Raw genomic sequence first — 20,795 nt, 5'->3', positions numbered from 1 at the left:
GTGACCGCAGACATAGTTCAAAACATTAATTTTCAAACCGAGATCAAAGACCGCTCAGACAGGTTGATGGATTATTTCCTGCCTGTGCATTTTGTAGTTGGTTTAGCATTGGCCTATTTTTATGATACATGGCTTATTGCCTTTGGCGTTGGCGGCCTGTGCCTGCTGGCGTACTATACTGCTAAAATAGCCCTGCCTAACTCTTCCTTATACCAATATGTGCTGGCAGCTGTATTAGGTATTTTTATGGCCCAGTATATTTACCAGATGCATGGCTTGTTTGAGATGCACTTTTTTGCATTTATTTCGAGTGCGCTGCTGATCACCTACCAAAACTGGAGGCTACAATTGCCATTGCTTTTAGTTGTTATTGTACACCATGCTGTTTTTAGCTATCTGCAGGATATTGGTTATGGCGGCATATTTTTTACCCAGCTCAATTACTTTGATCTTCAAACATTTATCATACATGTATTGCTTACCGGGGTTATTATGTTCATATGCGGACTTTGGGCCTACCAGTTGCGCAAGTATAACGAACTAAGAATAGTACAAACCCTGCAAATGGCCGATCTGCAGCGGGAAGCCCAGTTATCGCTGGAACGCAAACATAATGAAGAGGTTTTGGCAGCTGCAAACCAGGAGCTAAACTATTCCAACCAGGAACTTCAAAAAGCACGCCTCGCGGCCGATCAGGCTAACCAGGAAAAAAGTATTTTCCTGGCTACCATGAGCCACGAAATCCGTACGCCTATGAACGGGGTTATCGGGATGTCGGCTTTATTGAATGAAACTGAGCTTAACGATGAGCAGCGTATGTTTAACGAAACCATCATCAGCTGCGGCGAAACGCTCATCCATGTGATCAATAATATTCTTGATTTTTCAAAGATAGAAGCAGGTAGTCTTGATCTTGAACAGGATGATTTTAACCTGCGGCAATGTATTGAAGATGTGATGGATATGTTTGCCATTAAAGGCGGACAATTGGGGCTCGACCTGGTTTATGAAATTGCCGAAGATATATCGCCGGGTATCATCGGCGATCCGCTGCGGCTTAAACAAGTACTTATAAACCTGGTAAGCAACGCCATAAAATTTACGGAGAAAGGTGAGGTTGGTATTAAGGTTAGCTGTGTTGACAAACAATCTGATGGCTTGCTGAAATTAAGATTTGATGTTTGGGATACAGGCATAGGCATTCCGCATGATAAGCTGCACCGGCTGTTCAAGGCATTTTCGCAGGTTGATTCATCTACTACACGCAAATACGGGGGCACCGGTTTAGGTTTGGCTATTTGCCAAAAGCTTGTTGCGCTAATGGGCGGCAGTATAGGTGTTGAAAGTAAGCCCGGTGCCGGTACCAGGTTTTTCTTTACCATAAACGCCTATCCCGGCGAGATCTCCCACCGACAGCCTGCCAGTTTTGATCTTGAGGAACTGCGCGGCAAAAAGATCCTTATAGTTGATGACAACCATACCAACCTGTCTATTTTAAACCGCCAGTTTGAAAACTGGGACCTTAAATCGGTACCGGCAGAGTCTGCCGCCGAGGCTTTAGTGATCCTGCAGAGAAACAAAGACATTGACCTGGTTATTACCGACATGAACATGCCCGTAATGGATGGGGTTATGCTGGCCCGCATCATTAGGGAAGGGTACAGCCACATTCCTATTATACTGCTAAGCTCGGTTGGCGAAGAGTTTATAAAAGATCAGCGAATGCTGTTTACCTCTGTTATGAGCAAGCCGATAAAACAACAGGTGCTGGGCAAACAGGTTTTTATGGCGCTCAGGAATAAATCGGTCCAAAACGATGATAAACAAACTAAGAGCAAGCTTTCGGTTGATTTTAGTGATAAATATCCCTTCAATATCCTTATTGCCGAAGATAATGAGGTTAACCAGCACGTTATTAAACACATTTTAAATAAAATGGGCTATAAGCCAAGTATGGCCCAAAACGGGCTCGAAGCAATAGAGGCCCTGTACAAAAACGATTACGAGCTTATTTTAATGGATATGCAGATGCCTGTTATGGATGGGCTTGAAGCTACTCGTGTAATCCGTAAAGAAAACATTAAGCAGCCTGTTATCATTGCATTAACAGCCAACGCCATGGCCGGCGATGAACAGGATTGTTTGCAGGCCGGTATGAATGATTACCTGAGCAAGCCTGTAAAGCTTGATGAACTGATGAATAAGCTTTCGAAATGGCACACTTTAGTTAATAAAGCCGCAGTTCGTCAGGGTTGATGCAACCGCACTCTTGTTGTTAATTTGGTTCTTGGTTCGCTCATGTTTAATAAAAGAAAGCGTTACTTAGAACCTCCGGAGGGCAAGACAATTACCTGGCGGAGGCCTGCTTCAACTTAATAGTAGTGAAGTTTTCTCATCCCGGTATGCAGAATATAAATGCAACAATACTTTTGCAAAACAATTAGGTTATTTTTTTCATTTTTGTACAGCATAAGCAATATGTTGAATAAGCGAAATACTGAATTTTTAAGATCGTTGCGGATATTATCGGTAATGGCCTTTTATTTGGTCATCGCGAGCAGTCATGTTTTTTTTCTTCCCCGCTTAACGCAGTCGGGCCGTACACGTTCAACAGGATTCAATTCGGTTTTTAAACGAAAGATGGAGAACCTGCACAGTAGCTTTAGCGAGCCAAGCTATGTTCAAAGGCCGGACAAATCAACTCTTGAGGAGAAAAAGTCTGTTACTGATTTGATCAGCACTGTTGTAGGAAGTTTTATCCTGCTGTTTTTTGCGTTGCAGCTTTGGGAATTAAATCCGAAGCAATTAATCCGAAACTACAGGATTATACCCGGGTATCGATACTCCTATCTTTCCCTTTGCACTTTTCGCATTTGATTTGAATGATTAAAGGCGCTCTGCCTTTAGATACATCATCGATCATTTTTTCAATTAATTATCCATCGTTTACCGGCATTTTTTGCAGTACTTACTGATCTGTAGCGATCAGTGTGCGGGCATTTCCCGGTAAGCATATTCCGTACATCAAGATATGCGAATTTCAAAGAAGTTCTGCTGCCTGTTTATAGGCCTGCTAATAACAGCCTGTACTTATGCGCAGCAACAAGGTAACATACCGGTTAGCTTAAAAACGCTGCTCAATAGCGTAAACCGAAACGCACCCACATTGCTAACCGATTCAGCAGCTATAGCGGTTAGGCAAGCCCAGGCCGCTGAAACCAGGAGCAGCTGGCTCCCTAACCTGAAACTAAATTACCAGGCAGATTATGGGACCAATAACAATGTTGCAGGCCCATACTTCGGCTTTGGTATCATTCCTTCCAACTCCAGGGGGGTACGGCCGGAAAGCAATACCACCACCGTATCAGCCAACGTTGGGGTAGCCGCGCTCGACTGGGAGATTTACAATTTTGGTGCCTATGGCGCTCAAAATAAAGTAGCCAACTCTGATATTCAGGTACAGCAAAACCAGTTTGCTGATTCCAAATATCAATTGCAGGCTTATGCCATTGGCAATTACCTGCTACTAACGGAACTGGAAAACTTCCTCACCATCCAGGCGCGGAACATAAAACGCAACCAGGAGATCCGCCGGTCGGTACAGTCGCTCGCCAAAAGTGGGGTAAGGGCAGGCGTTGATACCAGCATTGCGGAAGCCGAACTGTCAAAAGCCCGTTTGAACTATATCGAACTGAACAACCAGGTGAAGCAGGTACAGTTACAGCTTTCGGCTGTCAGCGGCTTACCCTATCAGACAATAGTACCCGATACCGCTGCCGAAACAAATCTTATCAATACCGTAACCGGCCTCGACCCTTTGGTTATCGACACCACCGATCATCCATTGATCAATTATTATAAATCGGTATATCAAAACAGTTTGCAGCGCGAAACACTCATTAAAAAAAGCTACAATCCTAAAATATTATTGGAAGGCGCCGTTTGGGGCAGGGGATCAAGTGTTGATGCTAACGACCATTTTAACAGCCTCAGCAGCGGATGGGGGTTCGACAGGAATAATTACCTGGTAGGTATAGGTGTTTCCTATAACCTGTTTGATATCCGTCGCCGCCAGTTAAAATTACGGACACAACGTGCCAATACCGATTACTCCCGGAAAAAGCTGGATGAGCAAAAACAACTGCTGGCCGTCAATGCCAACCGGTCGGGCGTCGAGCTGCAAACCGCCCGCGAACGCCTGGTTGAGATCCCCAATCAGCTTAAAGCGGCTTCTGACGGGTACCGGCAAAAGCTGTCATTATACAAAAATGGGCTAACCGATATCATTGAGCTTAACGCCGCGCTCAATATCCTTTACCGCGCCGAAACTGACTATGTACAGGCCAAATATGCCTATTCAAATGCCCTGTTCCAGCAGGCCGTTACCGGCAACCAGGTAAATACTGTATTAAACCTTTTAAAATAATTTAGCTATGTCAATGGTCACATCCGCACTTAAACGGCCCATCACAACGGTGGTGGTTACCTTGAGCCTGCTCATCTTTGCAGTGCTTAGTGCTATAAAAATACCGATAGATATTTTCCCAAAATTAAACCTGCCCACCATTTATGTTATTGAATCATATGGCGGTATGTCGCCGCAGCAAATGGAGGGTTTCTTTTCAACCCGTTTGCAAGACCAGTTTCTGTATGTGAACGGCATCAAAAGCGTTACCAGTAAAAACATCCAGGGTTTAACTATGGTTAAGCTGAGTTTTTACGAGAGTACAGACATGGCCGAAGCACAGGCCCAGGTGGCTTTGCAGGTAAGCCGCGTAATGAGCTTTTTCCCGCCGGGAGCGCTGCCACCGCAGGTTGTAAGGTTTGATGCTTCATCGTTGCCTGTTGGGCAATTGGTACTATCCGCCCCCAATCGCAGCCTGAAGGATATTTATGATATGGCTGCTACTAAAGTAAGGCCGATGTTTGCTACTGTTCCCGGCTTATCGGCCCCGCCGCCGTTTGGCTCAAACGCCAGGTCCATCACCTTAAACGTTGATCCAAATAAATTAAGAAGTTACGGCTTGACGCCCGATGAGGTAGTAAGTGCGTTGGCTAAGTTCAATGTGATGTCGCCTTCGGGTAATTTAAGGTTAGGCAACACTATGTTTGTAACTACGGTTAATACGTTGATTAACCAAACAGATGAATTTGGCAATATCCCCGTAGTTACCAAAAACGGCGTTCCCATTTTGGTAAAAGATGTAGCCCGTGTTGCCGATGCTACCGATGTTACGGTTGATTATGCATTGATTAATGGCAAGCGCTCTGTTTATTTGCCGGTAGTAAAAACCGCCGATGCCAGTACCTGGAGTGTGGTACAGGCTTTGAAAAAGAAGATTCCGGAAATTCAGGGCCTTTTACCCGATGACGTTAAAATCTCGTATGAGTTTGATCAATCCATATTTGTGATAAACGCGGTAAAGAGCCTTATGACAGAAGGCGGTCTGGGCGCATTGCTCACCGGCCTGATGGTATTATTGTTTTTGCGCGACTGGCGAAGTAGTTTGATCGTGGTGATTACTATCCCGGTATCTATTTTGTTAGGTGTATTACTTTTAGGCTTATTCGGCCAAACCATCAATATCATGACATTGAGCGGGCTTGCCCTCGCCATAGGCATTTTGGTTGACCAGGCTACAGTAACCATCGAAAATATTCACCAGCACCTGGAGATGGGCAAAAGCAAAGCACAGGCTATTTATGATGCTTGTCAGGAAATCTCGTTCCCCCTATTGCTCATCCTGCTGTGTATCCTTGCAGTATTCGCGCCATCGTTTATGATGAACGGCGTGCCTAAAGCGATGTTTTTACCCCTGTCGCTATCTATTGGCTTAACGATGATCGTATCGTACATCATAGCGCAAACACTGGTGCCTATTTTATCAAACTGGCTTATCAAAGCCGAAACCTATCAGCATTATGAACATGGGAAATTGCATGCCCATGCCGGCGAAGCTTTAGACCGGCCCGAAGAAGGGCAGGTAAACCATCACCTGCAGCAGGAGCAAAACCATCCCGAAAAGAATGACCTGTTTGAACGGATAAAGATCCGTTTTATACACATCATTGAACGCTGGATGCCTAATAAAAAGCTAATAGTGCCTGTTTATCTCGTGGTTGTTTTGGGGTTGGCCGGTGTTTGCTTTGTTACTATTGGAAAAGATATGATGCCGAAGCTCAACAACGGCCAGTTTCAGATCAGGATCAAAGAGCCGGATGGCACAAGACTTGAACGTACGGAAGACGGGCTGAAACAGGTTTTGCAAATCATTGACAGCACGGTGAACCATCATGTGGCTATTACATCGGCTTATGTAGGCATTGTGCCAAGCAGCTATGGCACCAGCAACCTTTATGTATTTAATACCGGTACACATGAAGCGGTATTACAGGTTAACCTTGATGAGGATTACCACATCAATATGGATGAGCTTAAAGATGCACTCCGTAAAAACATAGCATCGCGCATGCCCGATCTCCGCATCACTTTTGAACCTATCGACATGACCGAAAAGATCATGAGCCAGGGTGCATCCACACCTATCGAAATAAGGGTGGCGGGTAAGGATATGGCGCAGATAGAAGGTTACTCGAACAAAGTTTTGGCCGGACTTAAAAAGATCAGCTATCTGCGGGATGTGCAGATCAGCCAGCCTTTAAAGTTTCCTGTGGTGGCAATAACGCTCGACAGGTTGAAAGCTGCTCAATTAGGCCTGGATATTAAGGATGTTGCCCGCTCGGTTACAGCAAGTACATCATCAAGCCGTTTTACCGAGAAAAACCTTTGGTTGGATGATAAATCGGCCTATACCTACCAGGTACAGGTGCAAATTCCAGAGTATGTGATGAATACCATGGATGAGTTGAAAGAGATCCCACTGGTGAAAGGCCAAAGTACACCTGTACTGGGTGATATCGCCAGCTTTAAGGTTAATTACGTTCCTGGTGAATATGACCGTACTGGCCCGCGCCGCTTCTTAACCGTGAGCGCCAATATTTACAAGAAGGATTTGGGCACTGCTACTGCCGCGGTGCAGCAGGTAATCAAATCTGTCGGAGCACCGCCTAAAGGCCTGATTGCTGAAGTTAAGGGTATGTCGAGCTTGTTGACAGAAACGCTCGACAGCTTGCAGAACGGTTTGATGTTTGCCATTTTGGTGATCTTTTTATTGCTGGCCGCTAACTACCAATCGTTTAAACTATCCCTTACAGTACTATCTACCGTACCGGCAGTAATATTGGGATCGCTAACAGCATTACTGCTTACCGGTTCAACACTTAACCTGCAAAGCTATATGGGTATGATCATGTCTACAGGGGTATCGGTGGCAAACGCCATCCTGATCGTAACCAATGCTGAAACCCTGAGACTGGATTATCAAGACTCTACAAGGGCAGCCATTACCAGTGCGTCCATCAGGTTAAGGCCAATCCTCATGACCAGTTTGGCCATGATGGCAGGTATGATCCCGATGGCATCCGGGATGGGGGAAGCCGGCGAGCAAACCGCGCCATTGGGCCGCGCGGTGATAGGCGGCTTATTTGCCTCAACATTAGCCGCGCTGTTTATACTACCGCAGGTATTTGCCTGGGTACAGCAAAAAACCACTTATGATTCACCGTCCTTAATGAAGGACGTAAATGTTAATGATCCTCAACAACTTGAAACCTCCAATAGCTAATATTATGAAACTAAAATATATTGTACTGCTAAGCAGTATCAGTTTAATGGCCGCATGTGCAGGCAATCAAAAACCGGTGGACCTCACAGAAACCAAAAAATCCACCCAAAAAGCAAGCGAATATGAAACTGGGAAAGTGTCGGAAAAAGCACTGTCAAGCGAAGCCCGCCTTCCGGGCCAGTTAAAGCCCTATAATGAGGTGAACCTGTTCCCGAAAGTGAACGGGTTTGTAAAAACCGTTTTTGTTGACCGTGGTACCTTGGTTAAAAAGGGACAATTACTGGTCACCTTAGAAGCGCCGGAAATGGAGTCGCAACTGCAGGCTGCGGATTCGCGGTATATGCAAGCTAAGGAAAATGCTGTTGCCAGTAAGGAAAAGTATCAGCGTTTAAAAGAGGCTGCGAAAGAGCCCGGTTCGGTGTCGCCGCTTGAATTGGATAACGCTTTAGCAAAAATGAAAGCTGATGACGCAATGGCCCGTTCAGAAAGCTCGATCGTAGCATCTGTACGCACCATGCAGGATTACCTGAACATTCGTGCTCCTTTTGATGGCATGATCATTCAGCGTAACGTATCTCCGGGAGCTTTGGTGGCCCCGGGTAAAGGTACAGACCTGCCTATGCTTATTTTGCAGGATACCCGCAAGCTGCGTTTAGAGGTTTACATCCCCGAAGATTTCGTAGACAAAGTTGACTTAAAGCAGCAGGTAAAATTCACTTTTAATGCTATGCCGGGGCAGGAACAAACAGCCAAAATCAGTCGCTCGGCCAATGCTTTAGGGAGTATGCGTTCTGAAGCTATTGAAATAGACGTACAAAACCAAAATGGAATACTAAAACCGGGAATGTATGCCGAAGTAAAGATCCCGATGCTTTCGGGCGCCAAATCGTTGTTAGTGCCCAACAATGCCATCATCAGGTCAACCGAGAGGGAATATGTAATAGCCGTAAAAGACGGCAAGGCAGCATTAATTGATATAAAGGAAGGATTATCCAGACATGACTCAACCGAAGTGTTTGGAAACCTGAAGGCCAACGATATCATTCTTAAAAATGCCAGCGATGAGGTGAAGGACGGGACGAATATTAATTGACGAGTTAGAGGCAATGGCTAAGCGGTTTGGAACAACGCTTTTACATCCGGCCTCAAGGGCAGAGTTGTTGCGTTTCATTGTTATAACTCATTAGTTCATGATACATGACGCATTGATTTTGTTTACTAATGTCCATATCAAACCCTTTACTTAAAATTGAGGCAAGGGCAGCTTTTGGAGAAGAGGGAGAGACATATTTTTTTACCTTTGCCCCTATGGAAACCATCACCTGGCATGATTTTGAAAAAGTAGAACTACGTGTAGGCACTGTATTGGAAGCAATTGATTTCCCGGAAGCCCGTAAACCTGCCTTCAAGGTAAGGGTCGATTTCGGTGAGTTTGGTGTCAGGTGGTCGAGCGCACAGATCACGAAGCATTATACCAAAGAAGAGCTGGTGGGCAGGCAAATTGTAGGCGTGGTTAATTTTCCTAAAAAGCAGATCGCCAATTTCATGTCGGAGTTCCTGGTTACCGGTTTCGCCGACGAGAACGGAGACATTGTGTTAACCGCTGTTGAAAAGCCTGTGCCAAACGGCAGCAAACTTATTTAAATGAGATATATCAGTTTTGAGGATGAGGCCTCTATATCGCCCGATGAATATTTTATGGGCGAGGCGTTAAAAGAAGCCCGCTATGCATTGGAGGAAGATGAAATCCCGATAGGGGCAATTGTGGTTTACAATGGCCGCATTATAGGAAAAGGGCACAATCTTACCGAACGGCTTAACGATGTATCGGCCCATGCCGAAATGCAGGCCCTTACTGCGGCCGCTAATTTAATTGGAGGCAAATACCTGCAAGGCTGTACGCTGTACGTTACTATGGAGCCCTGTGTAATGTGTGCCGGGGCTTCATACTGGTTCCAGGTAAGTAAGATCGTTTTTGGGGCCTATGATAACAAACTCGGGTTCGGCCGCATCAACCAAAAAATAACCCATCCCAAAACAGTGATCACCGGCGGTATCCGCGAAGCTGAATGCAGCCAGCTGGTGAAAGATTTTTTTAAAAGTAAGCGGAAGTAGGGTTGATGGTTCATGGATCATAGTAATAAAAATAGCTATGAACCATCAACTATTAACTAAAAGAAAACATGACAATTATTTAGAACAAAAACTTCAATCAACGCTTATATTTGTTACGTCACAACAAACAGTAAACTTTAAAATAAACAACTAAAATTATGGCATTTACCCTACCGGCGTTATCCTACGCTACTGATGCTCTGGAACCGCACATTGATAAACTGACCATGGAAATTCACCATGGCAAACACCACCAGGCTTATGTTACCAATTTAAACAAAGCTTTGGAAGGTAAGCCTGAGGCTGAAAGCAATATCGATGATATCATTAAAAATATCTCTAAATTCCCCGCTGCTGTGCGTAACAATGGCGGTGGTCACTACAACCATACTTTGTTCTGGACCTTGTTATCACCAAACGGTGGCGGCGAGCCTACGGGCGCTTTAGCTGATGCTATCAAAAGCACTTTCGGTTCATTTGCCGATTTCAAAACCAAAGTATCTGAAGCAGGTGCAACCCGTTTTGGTTCTGGCTGGGCATGGTTAATTGTTACTGCCGATAAAAAATTAGCTGTAACTTCCACTCCTAACCAGGACAACCCATTAATGGACATCGCTGAAGTTAAAGGTACCCCAATTTTAGGTATCGACGTTTGGGAGCATGCTTACTACCTGAAATATCAAAACCGTCGTCCGGATTACTTAGCAGCTATCTGGAATGTGATCAACTGGAATCACGTTGCCGAGCTTTACGCAAAAGCAACCGCTTAATATTATTTAAGCTCATAAATTTAAAGCGGCAGGATCTGATGGTTCTGCCGCTTTTGTTTTACTTCATAACTCTTGCGCTCGTTTGTAACGAGCCCGAGAAGTTTGTTTATTTACCTTCCAATTATACACCCACGCTTAATCCCTGCAATAATCTACTAACTTTGTGGACTTTTTTATATCATGATCAAAAAGCCCATAGAAACCCTGCTCCGCGAATCGAAGGAGGAGGGGGAACATTCATTAAAACGCTCGCTTGGGCCCGTTAACCTTATTTTAATTGGGATAGGCATCATTATAGGGGCCGGTTTATTTTCCTTAACCGGTATAGCGGCGGGCCAGCATTCGGGCCCTGCGGTAACTATTTCTTTTTTAATTGCTGCTGTTGGCTGCGCTTTTGCTGCCCTTTGCTATGCCGAGTTTTCGGCCATGATACCTGTTGCGGGGAGCGCTTACACCTATTCGTATGCTACCATGGGCGAGCTTTTTGCATGGATCATAGGCTGGGACCTTGCGCTTGAATATGCCGTTGGCGCAGCAACAGTGGCCATCAGCTGGTCGCAATACCTTACTAAGTTTTTATCCTGGTTTGATCTGTATTTGCCTCCACAGCTTACACTTTCGCCTTTTGAAACTGCAAAAGCAGCAAATGGTGATATCATTAACGGGATCATCAATTTGCCCGCTGCGCTCATTGTAATTTTGGTTACCAGTATCATTATCCGGGGTACAAAAGGTTCGGCATTGGTTAATGCCATTATTGTAACTTTGAAAGTGGGCGTGGTGTTGGTGTTTATCGCGGTTGGGTGGTCATTTATTAACCCGCAAAACTATCATCCCTATATCCCGCAAAATACAGGTGTTTGGGGTGATTATGGCTGGTCGGGCATATTGAGAGGGGCGGGGTTAGTGTTTTTCGTGTTTATTGGGTTTGATGCTGTATCAACCGCGGCGCAGGAGGCCAAAAACCCGCAGCGCAATATGCCTATCGGGATCATCGGCTCGCTGCTGATCTGTACGGTACTTTTTATTGTATTTGCGCACGTAATGACCGGCATGGCCAACTATAAGGAATTTATAGGCTCGGGCGCACCGGTTGCCATCGCCATTGAAAAAACGCATTACCAGTGGTTGAGCAAAGCTATTGTGCTGGCTATTTTAATAGGTTATACCTCGGTGATTTTGGTCGACCTGTTGGGCCAATCGCGTGTGTTTTTCTCTATGTCGAAAGATGGTTTGCTGCCGAAGGTTTTTTCAGAAGTGCATCCCAAATTTCGCACACCCTGGAAATCGAATATTATGCTTTGCGCTTTTATAGCCCTCTTTGCCGCATTTGTTCCGATACGCGTGGTTGGTGAAATGACCAGTATTGGTACCCTGCTGGCATTTGTTATGGTTTGCGCCGGTGTGCTTATTTTACGAAAGCAGCAGCCCGATATTCACCGGCCGTTTAAAACACCCCTTGTGCCATTGGTGCCGGTGCTGGGTATCCTGACCTGTTTTGCCATGATGACGTTTCTACCCGGCGATACCTGGTTGCGTTTGGTCATTTGGCTTGCAATTGGTTTGGTTATCTACTATACTTACGGCAAAAAGAACAGCGTTATCCGCAAAATGCTTGCAGATAAACAATAACGCCATCAATTGATGACCGAAGAGATTTTAAAACTAAAAGTTGAACACATAAAATGGGAAACTCCAGATACGGCTACATTTTATTTGAGCAGTATTGATGGTAATCTTATCCCTTATACCGCAGGGCAGTTCATCACGCTGATATTTAACCACAGGCAGGAAGAGATCAGGCGCTCGTATTCGTTAAGCTCGTCGCCCGATGAACAATACCCTGCAATAACTATTAAGCGCATTACCAACGGTGAAATCTCCAGGTTTATGCTCACTAAAATAAAGGAAGGCGATGAGTTAATAGCATTAGCCCCTGCCGGCCGTTTTATCATCAGTGACCATCAGCAGGAAAAGGATCTGTTTTTATTTGCGGGCGGCAGCGGCATTACCCCTATATTTTCGCAACTGAAATATATTTTAAACCGGGAGGGTAAAAGCAGGCTAACCCTCATTTATAGTAATCAAAATGCCGCTTCCATTTTATTCAAAAACGAGCTGGATAAACTGGCAGCCGGACACCCCGAAAGGTTGACGATCATTTACCTGCTTAGCAGCGAAGGTAACCGCCTCAACCCCGATAAGGTAGAAAAGCTGGTTAAGCAATACACCAGTTTTAACCTGGCAAATGCTGAGTTTTACCTTTGCGGCCCGTTTGCTTTTATGCGAATGATCCGGTTCGACCTGGTGTATATGGGGATTGATCAGGCAAAGATCCGCCGCGAAAATTTTGTGCTCGAAACAGTTGCCGTAACAAGCAGCTTTACTAACTTTCCACCTAAAAACATCAAAATAAAATACCGTGGCGAGCTACATGATATTGTGGTGGGCGAAAACCAATCCATACTTCAGGCTGCCCTGCAAAACAATATCCCTTTACCTTATAGCTGCCGGGGAGGAATATGCTCTACCTGCATGGTTAAATGCACCGGCGGCAAAGTTGAAATGGTGAAGAATGATGTACTTACCGAAGCGGATCTTGCACAAGGATGGATCTTGACCTGCACCGGGCATCCCTTGGATGATGAGGTGATTATTGGCCCCCCAGCCCCCTAAAGGGGGAGCTATATCAGGAAGCGGAAAGAATAATCAACGTAATCAGTGTATCAAAAATCAACGGCCGGTTGGCAAATGTTGCCTACCGTCCTTCTATGCACCACCGTTTTTACCTTTTTTGATTTGGATTTTTTGCGTTTGCCCAGCCAGATGATAAAGCCGGTGATTGGCAAGCTTGCACAAATCAAACTGGCCAAAAAAGCAATGATCTTACCGGGAAGGCCTAAGATTTGCCCTACGTGAACATCATAATTCATATTATTCATTTTCATGCCGGCACTTTTTTGCTCATGCGCGGTACGGTTCAATAATTTGCCGGTATATTTATCGAAAGAATAGCTATCACTTTTATAGTAGTGCAGGGCTTGCGCGTATGCGGTTACGCCTATGGCACCGGCTTTAGCAGCATCGTCATAAATTAAAAACATTTCGGCATTTGGCGAGGCGGCTTTGGCTGATAAATATGCTTTATTGATAACCTGGATGGTATCCATTTTACCGTTCAATAACGAATCAGACTTGAAAACTACCTTTTCTTCGGGATGCGCTTTGCCAAGATTAGCAGCCGTGTAAATAGCTTCACGCATCCAGTCAAATGATATTGACAGACCTGTTATAGCCAATATAATGGCTACGCTGGTGGCATAAAAGCCCAAAACATTATGCAGGTCGTAATTAACACGGCGCCAGCGGCCAGCCCATTTAATAGTAAAGCTGCGTTTGCGGTCGCTTTTACGTTTGGGCCACCAGAGTACAATACCGGTGATCATCAGCATCACAAAAACTATTACCGATATGCCTACTACCAGGGTGCCTATATTAGCCGGCAGCAACAGGTACAGGTGAATATATTCAACAATAATAAAAAAGTTTGTGGTAGGGCTTTCGGTATGGGTGATCTTACCTGTATAAGGATTCAGATATACAAAAAGGAGGCCCTCTTTCTTGTCCGTTACCAATACCCCTGCAGGGCGACCGATTCCGTAATAGTAAACATAACTGGCGGTAGCACCTTTACGGTCTTTCAGTGCTTCGGCTTTAAGTATTGATGGTGCTATGTAGGGTTTATCTTGTATATCAACCTTACGGTAACTGTGTATCGCATCCTGGATCTCGTCCTGAAAGCAAAAGATACAGCCAGTTATACTTACTATAAATACCACCAGCCCGGATATAAATCCAAGCCAGCGATGTATAAACAACAGTGTTTTTTTAAAAGGTGTCATTCATTAAAATTTGTAACCGATACTTAAACGTACGTTTGTTGGTGCTTCTGCCTGCCAGCTATAAACAGTTTTGCCGTCGGTGCTCAACCCCTCATGACCACCTGAATAAAGGTATTTGTTAAGCACGTTATTTACATTTAACGCAAAACTCATCTTCTTGATCTGGTAGGATGCGCCTGCATCTAAACGGAAGTAGTTTGGCAGATCAGAAGTGCCTGTGCCGAGGCTCCATGGCAGGCGGTCAAGCTGCCACTGATATCCGGTTGAAAAGCCCAAACCTTTTAAGCTGCCGTGCTGTAAACGGTATGTTAACCAGGCATTGGTAACATGTTTTGCAAAGCCGGGAACAGGATTGCCAACATTTGCAGGGTCGGTATCTTTAGAGATCTTCGAATCGGTATACGCATAGTTAACCATCAGGCTCAGGCCCGTTATGATTTCGCCGCGGGCATCAAATTCAACACCTTTTGTTTTAGTTTGACCTAATTGCAAAACGTAATTTGCTGCAGATTCACCATGTTTGTCGGGGTCGGTTACCAACTGGTTGTTTTTAAGTATCTGGTAAGCAGATAAGGTAGTATTCCACTTTCCATCAAACCAGTCGCGTTTTAAACCGAGCTCCATGTTGTTGCCTGTAATAGGCTTAACTTTTTGGCCGCTGTATACTTTACCTGTTTGCGGCACAAAAGATTGATCATATACCGCATAAGTAGTTGTAGTGGGATCAATGTTAACACTTAACCCAAAACGGGGCGTAAATTTATGCCCTTTGGTATCGCCGGCATAAGGATCGGTTGTAGTGGCATGGGTGTAACGACCGGCTACAGTTAAACGCAATTTCTGATCAAAAAAGCCCAACTCATCCTGTACATAAAATGATTGATATTTTTCGGTATTTACAGCGTTTTTACCACGTTCGCTAAGCGGAACCGATCTATCAAACACAGGTAAAGTAACAGGGCCATTATTTGGATTGTGGATATTGAAAGGGTTTGCGGGATCAGGATCAAGCGAGCCTGATTGAAAATAATCCGGAATGTAGTACTTGTCGCCAATATCAAGGCCGCTTAACAGGCGGTGAACAACTTTGCCTGTATTAAATTCGCCGTTTAAAAAAGCCTGGGCAAATTTGTTTTTGTTAACAGCATCCCATAAACCAAGGTTACGGTCAACATCGCCGTTGCTGCTGATGCTGTTTATCCAATAGCTATATGCCGTTTGCTTATAATAAAAATAAGCACCCTGCGCGGTAACTTTCCACTTGCTGTTAAAGGTATGCTCATAAGTTAAAAACGCACTTTGGTCCCGGATGCCCGATGATGGCGAATTTGAAGGCGCGTTAGTAAAGTTGCGCGGCAGTGTTGCATAGCCATCAGTGGAGAACAGGTAGGCGGTACCAAAGGCATTCATGCGCTGGTACTGGTAGGTATACTCGGCAGTGAGGGTATTTTTGCTGTCGAATTTGTAGCGTAATACGGGAGCGATAGCCGTACGGTTGGTAAAATCATACGGGCGCCATGATTTTGAAAGCTGGCCCATCAGGTTGAGGCGGTATTGCAGTTTACCGTTTTTAGTAAGTACGCCGTCAAAATCGGCAGTGGCACGGTAGCTGTTAAAACTGCCTGCAGTAAAACTGAATACCTGGCTGGTAGTGCCGGTAGGCTTTTTGGTAACTACGTTATAAAAACCCGAGGGGTTGCCGTTGGCCAGCATGAATGCAGCAGGGCCTTTTACAAATTCAATCCTGTCAACAAATGACATATCCTCGGTTAGCGGGCCCCAGGTAGCTTCGATGTTCATACCGTTGCGGAAAGGTGCAAGCCTGTCGCCACGGGCATTTACACGGGCATAATTGCCCCAATGCTCCTGCATGGTTAAGCCGCTCACATTGCGCGATACGCCTTCGAGCATGTTAAAGATCTGCTGGTCCTTGATCTGGTCGGAAGATACCACCTGGATATTTTGTGCCACTTCAAGTAAAGGCTCGTTTAACCTCAGGCTGGGTGAGGGGTCGTCGATCTTATATTTTTGTTTCCTGCCCGAAATTAAGACCTCACCAATTTGGTTGGCGTTTTCGCGCAGCATAAAGTTTACGGTAACGCGTTGTCCATCGGCCAGTTCAACTGCTTTTTCTTCAGAAGCCAGGCCCACAAACGTTACTTTAATGGTGTAGCTGCCCGGTTTTACCTTGTTAAAGGTAAACCTTCCGCTTTCGCTGGTAACCGTGCCTGCGGATATGCCATTACCTTTAAGGCTTACGGTTACACCGGGAACGGTTTGGCCATCGGCAGTCGTGATTGTGCCGGTTATGGTGCCGGGTTTTACCTCGGCCAGCGCGGGTATGTTGAAGAGCAGCAAAACTGCACATAATAAAAGAGGAGGAAGCTTACAGAAAGAGTGTATGGATTTGGACATTTTATTCAGGATTAACAGGAATGATAGGGTTGTTAACTTAAAGCAGGAACTGTAATACACTCCTGCTTTTTATTTAATGGCTGTTTTAAAATTTATAGGTTGCGCTTAATGCAAAACTTCTTAGTTTTTGAGGGTTAATGGTGGTGTAACCTATCCAGTATTTTTCATTGGTAAGGTTGTCAAGCTTAGCGCCAAACCGGTATTTATTAGTATCATAAAATGCTGATGCTCCTAATACGGTGTAAGCCGGCAGGGTAAATACCCCAATGGTCCGGCTGTTTACGATCTTATTATCGCTGGCATAGTTGCCGCCGAAACCCAAACCAAAACCTTTCACTGCACCTTGATGAAATTTGTAGCTTATCCAAAAATTTGCCAGATATGGCGACGAGGCGGTTGCTGGCCGAAGACCTTCAACGCCTGCATCGGCGCTTTTGGTAAGCTTTGAATCATTATATGAAAAACCTGCTACGATGTTAAGGCCAATTATTGGGTTGGCTATTACTTCGGCTTCAAAACCTTTGCTGTATTGGGTTCCGTCCTGTACCGAAAGAATGGGATTTATGGTGGAAGGACGTACGATATTTTTCACTTTGATATCATAGTAACTTACCGTACCGCTCAATTTACCATCGAAGAGGTCAAGTTTTACGCCACCTTCAATTTGATTGGCTTGCTCAGGCTTAAGCGGTTGGTTGTTTTCGGTAGTACCGGTTTTGTTGTTAAAGCTGTTTTGATAATTGGCAAACAGCGATATGTGGTCTTTAACGGGTTGGTAAACCAAACCAAATTTTGGCGAAAAGGCGGTTTGCTTATATGCCCCGGATGTGGTTTGAGTTGTTGGGTCATAGTTGCCTTTGTTGTCAAACCTGTCTACGCGTAAACCTGCCGATGCTATCAGTTGATCCGTAATATTAAACACATCAGAGATATAAGCGCTGTAGGTATTCCGTTTAAACATGGAAGGGTAGGTAAAACCATAAATGCCGGTAGCATAAAGGGCGTCCATAGCCGCTTTGTTGAAATTGCGGTAGTTTTGATTGCCGGTTACAGATATAGTATCGAGCGTACTGCCAAAAAAATATTGCTGCGAGTTTTCCCTGAAGAAGTCCAGGCCGCCTACAAACCGGTTACGGAATTTACCTATTTTGAAGTCGCCGTTAAAGTTTTGCTGGATCTCGATCATGTCATCTTTACTTTTGCGGGTTGACTGATCGTTACGGGAAATAGAATCGCCTGGCAACAGGTAGTAGTAAGGGCCAAAGCCGTTCGAATAGCTATGGGTGAGGCTCAGGTTGGTACGTGTTGTCCAGGCGTTGGAGATCTTGTATTTTACTTCGCCATAAAAATTCCTGTTTTGTGACGTTTGAGTCAGGTCATTTCCATGATAGCTTTGTTTGTAGTCGAGCTTGAGCTGATCGGCACGACGGTAACCCAGGGCATCGATGGTTTGTCCGTAAGGGAAAAAGAAAATAGATTTTCCGATATTGGTACCATATGACAGTTCAGCATCGGCACTAATGGTTAACCTGTCGGAAGCCTTATAAACAATGCTTGGGTCAATAACCACATTCCGCGAAAAGCCGTTGTTTTGGAAACTACCGTCATGATTAAAAGCAGTATTTAAACGGAAGAGTATCTTTTTATCTTTATCGAGCGGAGTGTTAATATCGGCGCTGCCCCGGTAAAAACCAAAATTGCCGCCAGATAAGCTCACTTCTCCGCCAAATGTATCATAAGGTTTCTTGGTAACACGGTTGATCAGGCCGCCATATGAGGTTAAAGAACTTCCGAATAAAGTAGCAGAGGGGCCTTTAATAATCTCAATCCTGTCGATGTTAGCCGCGTCAATGCCATTAGTTATAATCCCTGCAATGCCGTTACGCATGGTACTTTGTACAATAAAGCCCCTGCTATTATAATAAGCGCCGCCATCGCCGCCACGACCGGTAGCTTCCCACATTTTTTGGATCCCAGGGGCATTTTTTATAGCATCATCAACAGAAAATATCAATTGTTCCTGCATCAATTGGCTGCTTATGGTATTATAAACTTGTGGGTTTTCGAGGTTGCTTAAAGGCATTTTGGCAACATCCTCGCTTCGTGAACGTTTAAATTTATTGGTTTTATTAGCATTTATATTTACTTCCTGCAAACCATGAATAGTATGATCAACAGTAATAACAGGCAACACAGTTGTTTGCCCGGCTGTTACGGTTACTGGTTTTTCCTGTCCTTTTGTGCCAACTTCAGATACTACAAGTATATAATCTCCTTGCGGGGCTTTAATTTCAAATAAGCCGTTTTCATCGGTTATGGTACCGTACCTGGTGCCTTTAAGTACTGCCGAAACGTTTTCGGCAGGCCCATTTTTTATGGTGACAATTTTACCTTTAAGGATGCCTCTGGCTTGCTGGGCAAGGGCCGGGATGGTGCCTATAAGTAGCACTATAAATGAAAGTGAAAAGATTTTTGAGAATGATGGTTTGGGTTGATCCATTTTATTTAGACTAAATATAAATAATAGCGCAAAAGTAGTCAGGTAGGTGTTATAATGCAAATTATTTATAATAAATCTAAATAGTACACTTAATGTACCTGTTGTTCAGATGCTTGCGGATATAAGAATGGAAAATTGCTAATCCGGTAAGGGATTGTCAAAGCAATACCACCGAAATTATTCAGAAAAAGAGTAGTTAAATTTAAGAATCATGTAAACGGGTTCCTTCTATGATCCTGAAGGCTGTCATCATCTAATGAAGACTTGCGAAGTCCCCCAAACTTCGTGAGTCTGGTAGATAGATAAGCAATTACTAAATATCCATCACTTCCTTTTTCTTTTTGCTTTTCATCCGCTTTGGTACAAATTCCAGGATTTCAGCTTTTAGTGCTTCAATCATGCGGCGTTTTAAAAAGTTGCGCTGTATCACAATGCTTACCTCACGGGCAGGTTCGGGTGATTTAAAATAGCGCACCTTGTCCAGTTGCTTTTCGGTAAGCTCAGACAGAGCCAACTCGGGGAGGATGGTAGCCCCGTTATTTTGGTCGACCATGCGTTTTAGGGTTTCAACGCTGCCGGTATTGTATTCAAAATGCTGAAAGCCACGGGTTGATTTCCGTCGCTGGCAAATATTTAAAACCTGCTCGCGCATACAATGGCCTTCGTTCAGGATCCAGATCTCCTCCATATCTATATCATCCGGCACAATATTTTTCTTTTTAGAAAGTTTGCTGTTTTTGGATACATAGGCTACAAAATTTTCATAAAATACAGGGATTTCGGTAAGGTTGTTTTCATGAAGTGGGGTAGAAAGGATGCCGCAGTCAAGCATACCAAGTTTTAGCTGTTGAATGATCTCTTCGGTAGTTTGTTCCCATACAATCAGTTTTACCTGCGGATATTTTTCAATAAAGCCATGGATGATTTTGGGTAATATGTAGGGTGAAACGGTAGGGATAATGCCTACCCGTAATTCGCCCGATAGTTCCTTTTGCCTGTCGGATATAATTTCCTTGATCTTTTCGCTCTCAGATAGCATTACACGTGCCTGGGTAATTATTTCAATCCCTATTTCGGTAGGCACAACGGGTTGTTTGCTTCGGTCAAAGATCTTAACGCCAAGCGTATCCTCCAGTTTTTGTACCTGCATACTTAATGTTGGTTGGGTAACAAAACATTTTTCGGCTGCCAAAACAAAGCTGCGATAGGTATCAACAGCCACAATATACTCCAGTTGTGTGATAGTCATGTAATATAGATAAATGCTATGTAAAGGTAATAAATATTGATTTTATCTATTCAAATATTTCGCAAGGCTGGATTATAAATGTAACTAATGTGAAAACAAAAAAGATGTTAAATACCCGCATTTCTAATAAACTAAAGTCCCGTAAACGGCCACTTAAAT

General features: G+C 44.3%; 13 protein-coding genes. 9 read left to right on the top strand and 4 right to left on the bottom strand.

What is annotated here, in order from left to right:
* From ABIC84_RS24005 to ABIC84_RS23965, 9 genes are all read left to right on the top strand, one after another.
* On the top strand, positions 1-2,256 hold the full coding sequence (locus tag ABIC84_RS24005; protein ID WP_429265201.1) for a response regulator: 2,256 nt from the start codon (positions 1-3) through the stop codon (positions 2,254-2,256).
* Positions 2,257-3,031: 775 nt separating this feature from the next.
* Positions 3,032-4,426, top strand: coding sequence for a TolC family protein (locus ABIC84_RS24000; RefSeq protein WP_429265200.1), 1,395 nt, complete (start codon positions 3,032-3,034; stop codon positions 4,424-4,426).
* Between the two features lie 13 nt (positions 4,427-4,439).
* Positions 4,440-7,685, top strand: coding sequence for an efflux RND transporter permease subunit (locus ABIC84_RS23995; protein WP_429265199.1), 3,246 nt, complete (start codon positions 4,440-4,442; stop codon positions 7,683-7,685).
* A gap of 4 nt (positions 7,686-7,689) precedes the next feature.
* The gene (locus ABIC84_RS23990) at positions 7,690-8,778 is read left to right on the top strand and encodes an efflux RND transporter periplasmic adaptor subunit (protein WP_429265198.1); all 1,089 of its coding nucleotides are present in this window, start codon (positions 7,690-7,692) and stop codon (positions 8,776-8,778) included.
* 215 nt (positions 8,779-8,993) lie between these two features.
* A complete protein-coding gene (locus tag ABIC84_RS23985) occupies positions 8,994-9,329 on the top strand; it encodes a tRNA-binding protein (RefSeq protein ID WP_091172783.1) in 336 nt (111 codons plus the stop codon).
* Positions 9,330-9,800 (top strand): nucleoside deaminase, encoded by a 471-nt coding sequence (locus ABIC84_RS23980; protein ID WP_176844544.1) that lies wholly within the window; start codon positions 9,330-9,332, stop codon positions 9,798-9,800.
* Between the two features lie 158 nt (positions 9,801-9,958).
* On the top strand, positions 9,959-10,570 hold the full coding sequence (locus ABIC84_RS23975; protein ID WP_091172779.1) for a superoxide dismutase: 612 nt from the start codon (positions 9,959-9,961) through the stop codon (positions 10,568-10,570).
* 180 nt (positions 10,571-10,750) lie between these two features.
* The gene (locus ABIC84_RS23970; protein WP_188834243.1) at positions 10,751-12,202 is read left to right on the top strand and encodes an amino acid permease; all 1,452 of its coding nucleotides are present in this window, start codon (positions 10,751-10,753) and stop codon (positions 12,200-12,202) included.
* 12 nt (positions 12,203-12,214) lie between these two features.
* Positions 12,215-13,246, top strand: a complete 1,032-nt coding sequence (locus ABIC84_RS23965) for a 2Fe-2S iron-sulfur cluster-binding protein (protein WP_429265197.1) — start codon at positions 12,215-12,217, stop codon at positions 13,244-13,246.
* A gap of 50 nt (positions 13,247-13,296) precedes the next feature.
* Here ABIC84_RS23965 and ABIC84_RS23960 read toward each other — a convergent pair whose 3' ends face one another.
* The 4 genes from ABIC84_RS23960 to ABIC84_RS23945 form a co-directional block, all read right to left on the bottom strand.
* Complete coding sequence (locus ABIC84_RS23960; RefSeq protein ID WP_429265196.1) at positions 13,297-14,472, bottom strand: PepSY-associated TM helix domain-containing protein; 1,176 nt, start codon at positions 14,470-14,472, stop codon at positions 13,297-13,299.
* 3 nt (positions 14,473-14,475) lie between these two features.
* Positions 14,476-16,887, bottom strand: coding sequence for a TonB-dependent siderophore receptor (locus ABIC84_RS23955; protein WP_429265195.1), 2,412 nt, complete (start codon positions 16,885-16,887; stop codon positions 14,476-14,478).
* A gap of 85 nt (positions 16,888-16,972) precedes the next feature.
* Entirely contained in the window at positions 16,973-19,387 is a 2,415-nt protein-coding gene (locus tag ABIC84_RS23950) for a TonB-dependent siderophore receptor (protein ID WP_429265194.1), read from the bottom strand.
* A gap of 313 nt (positions 19,388-19,700) precedes the next feature.
* Positions 19,701-20,636 (bottom strand): hydrogen peroxide-inducible genes activator, encoded by a 936-nt coding sequence (locus ABIC84_RS23945; protein ID WP_090531001.1) that lies wholly within the window; start codon positions 20,634-20,636, stop codon positions 19,701-19,703.
* Between the last annotated feature and the right edge of the window lie 159 nt (positions 20,637-20,795).

Origin of the sequence: Mucilaginibacter sp. 3215 (assembly GCF_050433785.1) — a bacterium.
Lineage (GTDB): Bacteria > Bacteroidota > Bacteroidia > Sphingobacteriales > Sphingobacteriaceae > Mucilaginibacter.
This window is presented reverse-complemented; position numbering and strand designations above follow the sequence as displayed.

Excerpts from the sequence above, each read along its gene's own strand:
- ABIC84_RS23975 (WP_091172779.1), top strand. The coding sequence starts at position 9,959 with ATGGCATTTACCCTACCGGCGTTATCCTACGCTACTGATGCTCTGGAA.
- ABIC84_RS23980 (WP_176844544.1), top strand. The coding sequence starts at position 9,330 with ATGAGATATATCAGTTTTGAGGATGAGGCCTCTATATCGCCCGATGAA.
- ABIC84_RS23945 (WP_090531001.1), bottom strand. The coding sequence starts at position 20,636 with ATGACTATCACACAACTGGAGTATATTGTGGCTGTTGATACCTATCGC.
- ABIC84_RS23950 (WP_429265194.1), bottom strand. The coding sequence starts at position 19,387 with ATGGATCAACCCAAACCATCATTCTCAAAAATCTTTTCACTTTCATTT.
- ABIC84_RS23985 (WP_091172783.1), top strand. The coding sequence starts at position 8,994 with ATGGAAACCATCACCTGGCATGATTTTGAAAAAGTAGAACTACGTGTA.
- ABIC84_RS24000 (WP_429265200.1), top strand. The coding sequence starts at position 3,032 with ATGCGAATTTCAAAGAAGTTCTGCTGCCTGTTTATAGGCCTGCTAATA.
- ABIC84_RS23990 (WP_429265198.1), top strand. The coding sequence starts at position 7,690 with ATGAAACTAAAATATATTGTACTGCTAAGCAGTATCAGTTTAATGGCC.
- ABIC84_RS23965 (WP_429265197.1), top strand. The coding sequence starts at position 12,215 with ATGACCGAAGAGATTTTAAAACTAAAAGTTGAACACATAAAATGGGAA.
- ABIC84_RS23960 (WP_429265196.1), bottom strand. The coding sequence starts at position 14,472 with ATGACACCTTTTAAAAAAACACTGTTGTTTATACATCGCTGGCTTGGA.
- ABIC84_RS23970 (WP_188834243.1), top strand. The coding sequence starts at position 10,751 with ATGATCAAAAAGCCCATAGAAACCCTGCTCCGCGAATCGAAGGAGGAG.
- ABIC84_RS23995 (WP_429265199.1), top strand. The coding sequence starts at position 4,440 with ATGGTCACATCCGCACTTAAACGGCCCATCACAACGGTGGTGGTTACC.
- ABIC84_RS23955 (WP_429265195.1), bottom strand. The coding sequence starts at position 16,887 with ATGTCCAAATCCATACACTCTTTCTGTAAGCTTCCTCCTCTTTTATTA.